This is a genomic window from Filifactor villosus (assembly GCF_042652965.1).
Lineage (GTDB): Bacteria > Bacillota > Clostridia > Peptostreptococcales > Filifactoraceae > Filifactor > Filifactor villosus.
Window position 1 is genome coordinate 129,113 of sequence record NZ_JBHSHL010000014.1, and the last position, 12,025, is coordinate 141,137.

13 protein-coding genes are annotated in these 12,025 nt (G+C 41.8%); 12 read left to right on the forward strand and 1 reads right to left on the reverse strand.

Annotated features, from left to right (window positions below):
* The first annotated feature begins 13 nt into the window (after positions 1-13).
* The 12 genes from rbsK (at position 14) to ACFO4R_RS04445 (ending at position 10,872) form a co-directional block, all read left to right on the forward strand.
* A complete protein-coding gene (gene rbsK, locus ACFO4R_RS04390) occupies positions 14-907 on the forward strand; it encodes a ribokinase (protein WP_379787820.1) in 894 nt (297 codons plus the stop codon).
* Positions 908-923: 16 nt separating this feature from the next.
* A complete protein-coding gene (gene rbsD / locus ACFO4R_RS04395; RefSeq protein ID WP_379787821.1) occupies positions 924-1,319 on the forward strand; it encodes a D-ribose pyranase in 396 nt (131 codons plus the stop codon).
* 16 nt (positions 1,320-1,335) lie between these two features.
* Positions 1,336-2,811: a sugar ABC transporter ATP-binding protein gene (locus tag ACFO4R_RS04400; protein WP_379787822.1), complete on the forward strand. Its 1,476-nt coding sequence runs from the start codon at positions 1,336-1,338 to the stop codon at positions 2,809-2,811.
* Positions 2,812-2,823: 12 nt separating this feature from the next.
* Entirely contained in the window at positions 2,824-3,786 is a 963-nt protein-coding gene (gene rbsC / locus ACFO4R_RS04405) for a ribose ABC transporter permease (protein ID WP_379787823.1), read from the forward strand.
* An 18-nt stretch (positions 3,787-3,804) separates the two neighbouring features.
* A complete protein-coding gene (gene rbsB / locus ACFO4R_RS04410) occupies positions 3,805-4,752 on the forward strand; it encodes a ribose ABC transporter substrate-binding protein RbsB (RefSeq protein WP_379787824.1) in 948 nt (315 codons plus the stop codon).
* 562 nt (positions 4,753-5,314) lie between these two features.
* Positions 5,315-5,713 (forward strand): DUF3783 domain-containing protein, encoded by a 399-nt coding sequence (locus ACFO4R_RS04415; RefSeq protein ID WP_379787825.1) that lies wholly within the window; start codon positions 5,315-5,317, stop codon positions 5,711-5,713.
* 1 nt (position 5,714) lies between these two features.
* On the forward strand, positions 5,715-6,650 hold the full coding sequence (locus ACFO4R_RS04420) for an RluA family pseudouridine synthase (protein WP_379787826.1): 936 nt from the start codon (positions 5,715-5,717) through the stop codon (positions 6,648-6,650).
* A gap of 97 nt (positions 6,651-6,747) precedes the next feature.
* Positions 6,748-7,137, forward strand: coding sequence for a type II secretion system protein (locus ACFO4R_RS04425; RefSeq protein ID WP_379787827.1), 390 nt, complete (start codon positions 6,748-6,750; stop codon positions 7,135-7,137).
* Between the two features lie 9 nt (positions 7,138-7,146).
* On the forward strand, positions 7,147-7,833 hold the full coding sequence (locus tag ACFO4R_RS04430; RefSeq protein ID WP_379787828.1) for an RluA family pseudouridine synthase: 687 nt from the start codon (positions 7,147-7,149) through the stop codon (positions 7,831-7,833).
* An 88-nt stretch (positions 7,834-7,921) separates the two neighbouring features.
* Positions 7,922-8,350, forward strand: coding sequence for a Fur family transcriptional regulator (locus ACFO4R_RS04435; RefSeq protein ID WP_379787829.1), 429 nt, complete (start codon positions 7,922-7,924; stop codon positions 8,348-8,350).
* A gap of 23 nt (positions 8,351-8,373) precedes the next feature.
* The gene (argS, locus tag ACFO4R_RS04440; protein WP_379787830.1) at positions 8,374-10,077 is read left to right on the forward strand and encodes an arginine--tRNA ligase; all 1,704 of its coding nucleotides are present in this window, start codon (positions 8,374-8,376) and stop codon (positions 10,075-10,077) included.
* Positions 10,078-10,095: 18 nt separating this feature from the next.
* The gene (locus tag ACFO4R_RS04445) at positions 10,096-10,872 is read left to right on the forward strand and encodes a hypothetical protein (protein ID WP_379787831.1); all 777 of its coding nucleotides are present in this window, start codon (positions 10,096-10,098) and stop codon (positions 10,870-10,872) included.
* Positions 10,873-10,910: 38 nt separating this feature from the next.
* Here ACFO4R_RS04445 and ACFO4R_RS04450 read toward each other — a convergent pair whose 3' ends face one another.
* Positions 10,911-12,008 carry a tyrosine-type recombinase/integrase gene (locus tag ACFO4R_RS04450; protein ID WP_379787832.1) on the reverse strand — a complete coding sequence of 366 codons (1,098 nt, stop codon included), beginning with the start codon at positions 12,006-12,008 and terminating at the stop codon, positions 10,911-10,913.
* Between the last annotated feature and the right edge of the window lie 17 nt (positions 12,009-12,025).

Here is a 12,025-nt window from a genome sequence, read left to right on the forward strand (position 1 = left end):
TCAGGAGGAAGGCATGATAATTGTAGTTGGAAGCTTGAATATGGATTTGGTCTTGCGATGTGACAGGATCCCTAAAGTTGGAGAAACGGTAATAGGAAACGACTTCGATATGATTCCCGGGGGTAAGGGAGCGAATCAAGCGGTTGCTTTGGCGAGGCTCGGTTCTGATGTTAAAATGATAGGTAAAGTAGGGCGGGATGAGTTTGCAAAAACGCTTGTGTCGTCTCTTGAAGAGAGCGGAGTTGATACTTCTTATCTGCTTGTAAGCAATACACAGAGAACCGGGGTTGCAGGAATCAGTGTGGATGGCAATGGAAAAAACAGCATCATTGTTGCACCCGGTGCAAACAATGATATCACTCTTGATGAGATAGTGGGTTTGGATTCTTTGCTCTCAAGTGCGGAGATGATTGTTTTGCAAAATGAAGTCCCCTCACAGATCAATTCTTATATCTTGAAGGAGTATGGAAACAGGGAGATTCCCATTGTGTGGAATCCCGCTCCGGCAATGCCTATTGAAGAAGAGTATCTGAGATACATCGATTTTTTAATTCCCAATGAACATGAAATTCGTTTGCTTTCTTCAAACTTTCCTACAGATATTGAGAGTTACGATGAGTATATTGATCACTATATCTCCAAGGGAGTCAAACATATTATTATCACTTTGGGAGAAGAAGGCTGTATCTTTGCTTGCGGGGAAGTTCGCAAACGTTATTGCGCATACACGGTCGCTGCGGTAGATACGACCGCGGCAGGAGATACTTTTGTTGGAGGTTTTTGCAGTGAATATACAAGGACAAAGAATATCGATACAGCTATTGATTTTGCAATGAAGGCCGCTTCAATATCAGTCACTCGATACGGAGCCCAGCCTTCGATTCCCTACAGAAAAGAAATAAAGTGAAAAGAGGATGGAACCTATGAAAAAAAACACCTTATTGAACAGCGAACTGTCATATGAGATCTCGAAACTGGGTCATACACAGACCATTGTGGTTGCAGATTGCGGTCTTCCCATTCCGGAGAATGTCAAACGGATTGATCTGGCTCTGATTCGCGGGATTCCTTCTTTCAAGGATGTATTGGAAGCTATTCTATCCGAGATGTGCGTGGAGGAGTATACTGTAGCAAGTGAGATGGAGGATGAAAATCCTAAAACGTTGGCTTTTGTTCGAGAAGCTTTGGCAGGTGTAGAAGCCGGAGAGGTATCTCATACGGAGTTTAAAGAATTGACAAGGAAGGCGAGTTGTGTGATTCGAACCGGAGAAGCAAGTCCATATGCAAATATTATTTTGCAATCGGGAGTAAAGTTTTAGAAAGGGGGTATTTCAAGTGAGCCTATTATCCCTAAGGAGGATCTCAAAAGAGTTTCCGGGAGTAAAAGCACTCGACGAAGTGAATCTGAATCTGTATGAAGGCGAGGCTATGGCATTGTTGGGAGAAAACGGCGCCGGTAAATCCACCTTGATAAAAGTGTTGGCCGGGATATACAAAAAAGACTCCGGAGAAATTCTCTACAACGGTGAAAATATTGAAATAAATAGCATCCACGATTCTCAACACTATAATATTTCGGTCATTCATCAGGAACTGAATCTAATCCCCAACCTAAGTGTTGCCGAGAATATTTTTATAGGAAGGGAAGAAAAGAAGTTTCTCGGGATGATCGATAAGGAACTGATGAATAGGAAGGCAAAGGAGTGCCTGGATGAATTAGGGATTTCTATTTCGCCAAAAACGAAAGTTTCTTCCTTGTCGATCGCATCTCAACAGATGGTTGAGATTGCAAAGGCTCTTTCCTACGATGCCAAGATCATCATTATGGATGAGCCGACGGATGCCTTGACCGACAAGGAAGTGGATACTTTATTCAAAGTAATAAAGAGACTTAAGCAACAGAAGAAGTCCATCGTATACATTTCCCATCGTCTGCCGGAAATCTTTGAGATTTGTGAAAAGGTCACGATTCTGCGCGATGGGAAGTTTATCGCTGAGAAAGCGATCGAAGAACTCGATGAAAACCTTATGATAGAGATGATGGTAGGAAGGAGTTTGAACGAACAGTTTCCCTATATTCCTCCTCAGTCGGATGAGACGATCATGGAAGTGCATAACCTGAGCAATGAGTTTGTGGAAGATATTTCTTTTAGGCTTTGCAAGGGAGAGATTTTAGGGATTGCAGGTCTTGTGGGAGCTTCAAGGACCGAACTTGCCAAGACCCTCTATGGAACACACAGCTTCTCTAAGGGACGGATCCTGATCCATTCAGAGAGTTTTGAGAGCAAAAAGGACAGTGCCGAGTTAAAGAAAAAAGTTGCTTATGTTTCTGAAGACAGGAAAAAAGACGGTCTGGTTTTAAGTATGAATGTTCGTGAAAATATTTCCCTCTCTTCTTTGGATCAGATCAGCAGCCCTATTGGAGTCAACCGAAGACAAGAAGAAGAAGTCGCGAACTTCTATAAGGATAAGATGAATATTCGAACACCGAGTTTGGAACAAAAGATCAAAAATCTTTCAGGCGGAAACCAACAGAAGGTATCTATTTCGCGAGCTCTTATGACAAAACCCGAGATCCTTATCCTCGATGAGCCTACCCGAGGTGTCGATGTAGGTGCTAAACACGAGATCTACCAGTTGATCAACGAGTTAAAGAAAGAAAAGAAAGGTATCATCGTAATTTCCTCGGAAATGCCTGAATTGCTTGGTATCAGTGATAGGATTCTGGTCATGCATGAAGGCAGAAAAAAAGGAGAATTGTTAAGAGCAGAATTTTCCCAAGAAAAAATCATGCATTGTATTTTATCTTAAAGGAGAGTAACTATGGAACACAAGAAAGTATTGTTAGGAAAGCTCAAACCGGCCTTGGGTCTGCTGATCTTCTCCGTACTGATCAGTATCTTAAGACCTAACTTTATGACAGTATCCAACCTGTTCAATGTACTCAGGCAAACCTCGATCAACGCAGTCATCGCTGCCGGAATGACCTTTGTTATCTTAACGGGTGGCATTGATCTTTCCGTAGGTTCTATTCTCGCTTTCTCAAGTGCAGTTGCCGTGTGGATGCTTCAATCCGGCCAAAATATCTTTTTAAGCCTTTTCGCATGTCTCTTTATCGGAGCGCTCGCAGGCTTGTTCAACTCGATTGTAATCACGAAGGGAAAGGTACAACCCTTTATAGCAACCTTGGCTACCATGACCTTGTTGAGAGGTGCAACCTTTGTCTTTATGGGCGGAAGACCCATCACCCTTAAAATCGTTAAAGAAGCTTCCAACTTCCAAAGTTTGACCTTCTTTCGATGGATTGGGGGAGGGAAACTGCCTCTTTTGCAAATCCCCACACCGATCTTCATTATGTTGCTCGTTTTTCTGATCTCTTGGCACATTTTGAATAACACCCCTATCGGCCGCTATATTTATGCGATAGGAGGGAACGAAGAGGCTACAAAGTTATCTGGTCTTAATGTTGACAAGATAAAGTCTTTCGCTTATATTATCAATGCTCTTTTAGCTTCATTGGCAGGTCTGATTGTCGCCTCAAGGCTTCTTTCGGCTCAACCCACAGCGGGAGACAGTTACGAGCTTGATGCGATTGCAGCTGTAGTATTGGGAGGAACGTCGCTGGCGGGAGGTCAAGGTTCGGTACTGGCTACGATATTGGGAGCTTTGATCATCGGAGTTTTGAATAATGCTCTTAACCTATTAGATGTATCATCTTACTATCAAATGATTGTTAAGGCTATCGTAATACTCATTGCAGTATTGTTAGATAGAAAACAAAAATAAACTGAGGAGGTAGATTTTATGAAAAAACGTATTGCTTTATTATTGACAACTGTGTTATTGGCTACGGGGCTTGTTGCTTGCGGTAGCAAGGCGGGAGAAACTCCTGCTACAGAAACCACGGAGCCTGCTACAGAAGGAGCTGCAACGGAACTTTCCGGAGGAAAAGTCGGTTTGGTAGTATCGACCTTGGACAATCCTTTCTTCGTTGATCTCAAGACAGGTGCAGAAGAAAAAGCAGGAGAGATGGGTATGGAACTGATTGTTTTGGATTCTCAAAACGATCCTGCAAAAGAACTTTCCAATGTGGAAGATCTTATCACGAAAGAAGTTAAGGTGCTTTTAATTAACCCGACAGATTCCGATGCGGTAGGAGCAGCCGTAACTGCTGCTAACGAAGCTGGAATCCCCGTTGTTACTTTAGACAGAGGTGCAAATGCGGGAGAGGTCGTATCGCACATCGCCTCCGATAATGTCGCCGGAGGAAAAATGGCGGGAGAGTTCATCGTTGAAAAACTTGGCGGAAAAGGAAAGGTAGTAGAACTTGAAGGGATTCCGGGAACTTCTGCTGCAAGAGACAGAGGACAAGGTTTTAATGAAGCTCTTCAAGGAAGTGAATTGGAAGTTGTAGCAAAACAACCTGCAAACTTTGATAGAACCGAGGGATTGTCCGTCGCTGAGAATATTTTGCAGGCACAAAGTGAAGTAAATGCCATCTTTGCTCACAATGATGAGATGGCGTTGGGCGCTTTGGAAGCTGTAAAAGCATCAGGAAGAGAGATCATGATTGTAGGATTTGACGCAACCGATGATGCAGTTCAATCGGTTCAGAACGGAGAACTTGCAGCTACAGTTGCTCAACAGCCGAAGATGATCGGTGCTTATGGAGTGGAGACGGCAAGCAAGATTCTTGCCGGAGAGAGCGTTGAAGCAAGTATCCCTGTCGAACTTCAATTAGTTACCAAGTAAATGTAATTGTCAATGAAAAGGAAGCTGTCAATTTTCGACGGCTTCCTTATTTTTATTTTTGGGGGTTAGAGTACAAATCGATAGGATCATCCTCCTTTGTATCACTATTTTTTCTTGTACTACTTCCTAATACTATTCTTCGATAGAAGTATGTTTATATCTGTTTTGCAACCACGAAAATTCGTCTTCTCTTCTATGGAGTGTAAATCGTTGATATCCATTATTCAAAGGAATAATAGTATAAAATACTATTATGTATATAAAACTAAGAGGTTGTGAAGTTTAAACTCTATGATCACATAAAACGTCTTCGGTAAATATCACCTGACATTAGAAGAATAGTTTGACATCTGCAGTTCTCCTTAAAGTATCGAGTCGGTCTGTCTGTGTCAATGATTTTCTTCATTAGTAATACCGGGGATAAATCTGAGAGAGGATGGGATTAAACTCCATCTTCATCAACTTAAAAACTCTGTTCTTTATCGACTTGAAAATTTAAATTTATTTCTATCTTCCCAAATAAAGTGGTATAATGTATTATAGAAATAAAGGAGGATGCCAAATGAGAAGAATATTGTTGTATGGGTTTCATTCAAATAGATTGGAAGAGATAAAAAAAGTGATGGAGAGTTTGGGTGTTTTGTCATACTGTAAATTTTTGGAGGAGGAAGAACTCAACCAAAGGGTAGGGTATTTGCTTGAGAGCAATGGGTTCTTGTATGAACCTGACAATGTCTTTAAAAAAGATATCTCTGAAGTAGAGTTCGTTTACTTTGCAGGCTTTGATAGAAAGGAGATTTTTTCCGTTATTGATTATATGAAGGATAATTCCATTCCCAGACCGGTTTTCTCCGTCATTACACCGACAAACATCGAGTGGATCGTAGGTAATCTCATCTATGAAGTTCATACGGAACATATCGAGATGACCAAGGGAGCCATCTCCAAAAAAGACGAATAGTATGTCCTCTTTACAAAAAACATACATCGTGACTTCTTCGGATGTGGATAGGTTGGATGCTTACTTGGCAAAGAAACTTGTCGATTCCTCACGCTCCCATATCCAGAAACTTATCGAAGAGAAATGCGTATTTGTGAATGCGAAACACGAAAAGAAAAGTTTTCTTTTAAAGGAAGGTGATGTGGTCCGAATCGATTTTCCCGAGCCAAAAACTTTGGATGTTCATCCTCAGGACATTCCCTTGGATATTCTCTATGAAGATGACAGCATCCTTGTCATAAATAAGGGCAAGGGGATGGTGGTACATCCTGCAGCGGGAAACTATGAAGGTACCTTGGTCAATGCGCTGTTGTTTCATTGCAAAGGAAAACTTTCGGAAATAAATGGAATTCTTCGTCCGGGGATTGTTCATCGGATCGATAAGGATACCTCAGGCCTTCTCGTAGTGGCAAAGACGAACAAAGCTCATCTTCACCTATCCGAGCAATTCAAGAAGCATTCTATAACCAGAGAATATGAGATGATCTGCTTCGGACGAATAAAAGAAGATCGAATCACGATAGATAAACCTCTCGGGAGAAATCCCAAGAATCGACTGCAGATGGCGGTTGTAAAAGAAGGTAAGCCCGCCGTGACTCATTTTGAGATCTTGGAGCGTTTTTACGATAAGACTTATATGAGGGCGACTCTTGAGACGGGCAGAACTCATCAGATCCGCGTGCACAGCAGTTATATGGGACATCCTTTGTTGGGAGATGAACTCTATACGAAACAAAAAACGAACTACTGTTTACAGGGCCAGACCCTATATGCAAAAAAACTCGGGTTTGTACATCCTGTAACAGAGGATTATATTGAATTTACAAGTGATCTTCCCGATTACTTTACTAAGATATTGCAACTGGAGAGGGAAAGATACCAAAGTATCAAAAAGTAATAATTTCCAACTTTTAGACGATAACATATGAGAAACACAGCCATCTCATATGTTTTGTTTATACACATTTATTTTAATGATATAAGGAGGAATTGTTATGAAGAAGAGAAACGGTTTTACTTTGATTGAAATTATTATTTCAATTGCTTTGCTTGTGTTGATTGCAAGCTATGGCCTATTCAAGTATGCAGAAGTTCAGGAGGCCTCCAAACAACAGCTGGACCTTGCCGCCGTCGGTACCTTTGTAGAAGCGGTTGAGATGCTGAGGATCCACGATCCGGCCGCTGCCAAAAAGACGGAGATCAAATCCGATGATCCCGGAATTCAAAAGTACCTCTCCGGAAAGCTGGAAGGTAAGAGCAAGGAGTATGGAGGACCTTTTGTTGCGACCTATGACAGCAACGGAAAACTTACAGTGAAATCTTCCGGTGGAAAAACTCTTTATCCTGAGCCGGAAGGTGGAGGAAATAACTCAACGGAAGGATAGAACGATTCTATGAATGTAACTGTCATTTTTGAAGATAACCACATCATTGTGGTCGAAAAACCTTTTGGAGTACCTTCGCAGGAAGATCTTACGGGCGACAGAGATCTTCTGACTATGACGAAGGACTATATCAAACATACTTATAACAAGCCGGGAAACGTCTACCTGGGTCTGGTGCACAGGCTTGACAGGGTAACGGGCGGAGTAATGGTGTTTGCAAAGACATCCAAGGCGGCGAGTCGTCTTTCCGAAGAGATTCGCTCCCAAAGGATGAAGAAATACTACCTTGCGGTGGTGGAGGGTTACCTGCCTTCCAAGGCAGGAGTTTGGGAAGATTTTTTGCATAAGAACAAAAAGCTCAACATCGTAACCGTCTGCTCCAAGGAGAAAAGGGATGCGAAATATGCCTGCTTGGAGTATGAGGTGTTGGCAGAAAAGGACGGCATATCCCTTGTCTTGATCCGACTTCAAACGGGACGATCTCATCAGATCCGTGTGCAGTTTTCTTCGAGGGGTTTCGCTTTGACCGGGGACAAAAAGTACGGCTCTTCCTTTCCGTTGAAAGGTTATATCGGGCTGTGGTCCTATAAGATAGGCTTTGATCATCCGACCTTGCATCAAGAACTGTTCTTTTCGTCGCGTCCTTACATCCACCCCTTTGATATCTTTAGAAAAACTTTGGATGGACTGTCTTAGAGGAGACATATTTTCCATAATATAGCCACGGAGAGCTTTTTTGTGTTATAATATAGGGAAATTGACTGTATAGAAAGGATTGGAAACAGTGAGTGAACATTCTTTAAAAAATTGTAGCGCCTTGCTCAAAGAAAACGGAATAAAACCCTCGTTCCAACGGGTGAAGATTATGGAGTTTCTTCAGAACCATTATTTGCATCCGACCGTCAATGAAATCTACGATGCTTTAATCGGGGAGATCCCTTCTCTTTCCAAGACGACTGTATACAATACACTGAATCTGATGAAAGAGCATTCACTGGTTAACGTCCTTATGATTTCCGATACGGAAGCGAGGTATGATACCCGTCTTGAGACACATGGGCATTTTTTTTGTAAATGCTGTAAAAGTATCAGCGATATCGATATCAATCTGCAGGAGGGTCTTCTTTCCGGGGTCTCGAAGTGCAATATCGATACGATAGAAGTGAATGTAACAGGGGTCTGTGAGAAGTGTAAAGAGAAGAATAGAGTCTGAACTATTAATTAGGAGGAAGATATATGGATTTTAAACAGGTGGTAACAGAACATTTGAAACAAGTGATTCCCGATATGAGCGAGTCGGAGATAGAACAGCTTATTGAAGTTCCTCCGAATCCCGAGATGGGAGATTATTCTTTTCCTTGCTTTAAGCTTGCTAAGTTATATAGAAAATCTCCTAATCAGATCGCGGAGGATTTGGCGAAGCAAATATCCGTTACGGATTCCATCGAATCTGTGAGTAATATGGGCGGATATATCAATTTTGTCGTAAACAAACTGCTCTTGGCTACGAAGGTGATAAGCAATGTTTTGAGGGAAGGAGACAATTACGGCAAATGTAATTACGGACAGAATAGAAACGTTGTTGTCGAATACTCTTCACCAAATATTGCCAAGCCTTTTCACATCGGCCATATTCGATCTACGGCAATAGGCCACGCAATTGATCGTATCTATGAATTTATCGGATTCAATACGATCTCCGTCAACCATTTGGGAGATTATGGAACTCAGTTCGGAAAACTGATTGTTGCGATCAGAAGATGGGGAGATCGGGAGGAAATAGCCAAAAATCCTATAAATGAGCTCTTAAAGCTCTATACACGTTTTCATGATGAAGCGGAAGAAGATCCTTCTTTGGAAGATGAGGCGAGGGAAGTGTTTCATCAACTGGAGGAAAAAACCGATCAGGATGTTGTAGACTTCTGGCAGTGGATTCGTGATGTATCCATGGCGGAGTTTAATCGTGTCTACAAACTCTTGGGGATCGAGTATGACTCCTGGGCGGGGGAGAGTTTTTATTCCGATAAGATGCCTGCGATTGTCGAGCATTTGGAAAAGATGGATCTTCTCAAAGAGTCCCAAGGTGCACAGATCGTGGATTTGGAAGAGTTCAATATGCCTCCTGCTCTCATCAAGAAAAAAGACGGTTCTACCCTCTATATCACACGTGACTTGGCAGCCTCAAAATATCGAAAGGATCATTATGACTTCTTCAAAAACATCTATGTTGTAGGTTCGCCTCAAGAGTTGCACTTTAAACAGTGGAAGAAAGTGCATGAATTGAGCGGATACGACTGGGCAAATGATTGTATTCATGTTGCCTTCGGTACGATCTCCCTGGAAGACGGTGTTCTTTCTACAAGAAAGGGAAGGGTGGTAGTTCTTGAGGATGTGCTTAGAAAGTCTATTGAAAAGACAAAGGAGATTATCCAACAGAAAAATCCGAATCTCGAGAATCTGGACAAGGTGGCGGAGCAGGTCGGTGTAGGAGCTATCGTGTTCCAAGAATTATCCAACAGCAGGATCAAAGACTACACCTTCTCTTGGGATAGAGCCTTGACCTTTGAAGGAGAAACCGGGCCTTATACACAGTATACACATGCACGTTGTTGCTCTCTTTTGGAAAGGGGAAAAGCAGATCTTAGCGAAGAGATTGATTATAGCATCTTGGCAAAAAATATGGATGCAATCAATGTCATCAAAAGGATCGATACCTTTAACGAGGTGCTCATGCGTTCCGCCAATAAGTATGAACCGCATCATTTGACAAGGTTCGTATTGGATGTCTGCCAAGCCTTCAACAAATTTTATCATGATAATCCCATTCTTTCCGCAAAGGAAGAAGAAAAGCGTGCTTACTTGGCTTTGGTAAAATGTACAAAAATTGTGATCAAAAATGCTCTGTGGATCTTAGGAATGGAAGCTCCGGAGAAAATGTAACGGAATCGGAGTAAGATTATGATGAGAAAAAAATACCTCAATGCGGTCAAATATGGAAATCCGGAGTTGATTTATATGATGACGAGGTCTTTGACTTACTCTTCGGATGAAACCTCGATCACGGTGAACCGCAACAGGTATATCGATGAGTTAAAATTATATAAGTACTATACAAACAAAGGAATAGGGAGCATTTTATGCTCTCTTATTCCTCTTATTTTGGCTAATCTCGATGTAAAAGTTGCCTTCCGTGAAGCTGCAGCTTTTTTCGGATGGATCAAAAAATCTCTTTCGGTAAGGGAACGTGCAGGGCTGCACTTTCTTTCGATCTATCTTCATAAGGGGATGATCGGAAAAGAAGACATCTATGAGTACAAGCTCTCCTCGAAAAACAAGCTTGATCTTCTGGAAAACGAGAAGATAAAGATCGAGATGATCATGAACTATGACAAGCTAGAGCAGTTTCTTCTACAGTGTATAGGAGAAAAAGATCTGTCATCGGCCGAGCTCATCCTTACCCGTCTCTTTGATGAGGTGGAACGTGAAACGGAAGATAGAATGGTTGAGTATTTTGAAAAATTTATCAACGGTAGGGTCAAGCCTCCTTCTTATCGAAGTGACTTTTCGATTGAACACATTCTCTCTCTTCAGGAAGGGCAGAGCAGCAGTTCTTCTCTGCTTGGAGAAGCAAGGTTGCTCAAGAGGCAGGGACATGAATTGATCTTGCAGACAAAGAGAGGACTTCTTACATTGGATGATCGCCACCGGAGCTTCTTGAATCAAGGGAGTGTATAACAAAGGACAGAGAAGAGCACTTCTCTGTCCTTTGTTATCTATTCATCTTCCAGATAATCCATACTTTCGATCAGATTTTTCTTTGCATTTTTTCTATGAGCCGCATAGATTTGCGTGGTGGTAACATTGTCGTGATCCAATAAGTTCTTGACATCGTAGATCGAATGGCCGCTCTCGATGAGAGAACTTGCAAGTGTAGCTCGTAGTTTATGGGGAGAAAAGCCTTTTTCGTGTGATGTCCCCAAGACGATAGATGTATATTTTTTGATGATTTCGCGGATTTGCCTGCCGGTCAGCCTCTTTCCTTGTAGAGAGAGGAACAATGGATCTCCTTCGTCCTGAAGCGCGATCTGATTTCGTTCTTGGTTGATATACTCCAAAACAGCCTTTTCCACTTGTGTGTTATAGGGCATGATGACTTCCTTGCCTCGTTTGCGGAAGGCTATAAACTCCTTTCTCTTCATGTTGAAAGAAGAGATGTTCAAATGTTCCAGTTCCGAGAGTCTAAGGCCCAAGACGACAAAGATCATAATGATCGCCTTATCACGATAGCGGGTCTTTTGCCAAAACTCATATTCCTTTTTTGTCAAACCGATTCCCATATTTACAACTCGTATCAGCTGATTGGTCTCTTCGATCGATAGACGTTTGATGGCATCCGGATTTAATTTAGGGAGCTTGATAGGGTTGAAGCCGTCTGTAATATTCTCAGAGAGTTGATTGTTTCGATACAAAAACTTGAATAGGGAGATTAAGGAAGATTTTTTTCGAGACAGAGCGCGTGTATCGTTTTCGTAGGTGGTCTCAATACCATCTTGCACCTTTACATATCTTCGGCAATGCTCTCCGATAAAATAATTGACATCTCTTGAACGTATTTTTTTCATCATATCTATTGTGATCTCGGAGACGGTATCGCATTTTACATAATTCTTCTCGATCAGAAATTCAAAGAAAAAATAGATATCTCGTAAGTAGGCATAGCGTGTAGCTACGGACACCGAACCGATCAGAAAGATAAAGTAGTCGAACATAAAAGGGGGCATCTTTTTTTCCAACTCTTTGCAGTCAAGTTCCAACTGATGTTCTTTGACAAGGATATTTTTGGGTTTGCCGGATTTTGTATTAAATTTCATACTTGAAGAACCTCCAT

Coding starts and splice junctions, on each gene's coding strand:
- rbsK (WP_379787820.1), top strand. CDS start 14: ATGATAATTGTAGTTGGAAGCTTGAATATGGATTTGGTCTTGCGATGT.
- rbsD (WP_379787821.1), top strand. CDS start 924: ATGAAAAAAAACACCTTATTGAACAGCGAACTGTCATATGAGATCTCG.
- rbsC (WP_379787823.1), top strand. CDS start 2,824: ATGGAACACAAGAAAGTATTGTTAGGAAAGCTCAAACCGGCCTTGGGT.
- rbsB (WP_379787824.1), top strand. CDS start 3,805: ATGAAAAAACGTATTGCTTTATTATTGACAACTGTGTTATTGGCTACG.
- ACFO4R_RS04415 (WP_379787825.1), top strand. CDS start 5,315: ATGAGAAGAATATTGTTGTATGGGTTTCATTCAAATAGATTGGAAGAG.
- ACFO4R_RS04420 (WP_379787826.1), top strand. CDS start 5,715: ATGTCCTCTTTACAAAAAACATACATCGTGACTTCTTCGGATGTGGAT.
- ACFO4R_RS04425 (WP_379787827.1), top strand. CDS start 6,748: ATGAAGAAGAGAAACGGTTTTACTTTGATTGAAATTATTATTTCAATT.
- ACFO4R_RS04430 (WP_379787828.1), top strand. CDS start 7,147: ATGAATGTAACTGTCATTTTTGAAGATAACCACATCATTGTGGTCGAA.
- argS (WP_379787830.1), top strand. CDS start 8,374: ATGGATTTTAAACAGGTGGTAACAGAACATTTGAAACAAGTGATTCCC.
- ACFO4R_RS04445 (WP_379787831.1), top strand. CDS start 10,096: ATGATGAGAAAAAAATACCTCAATGCGGTCAAATATGGAAATCCGGAG.
- ACFO4R_RS04450 (WP_379787832.1), bottom strand. CDS start 12,008: ATGAAATTTAATACAAAATCCGGCAAACCCAAAAATATCCTTGTCAAA.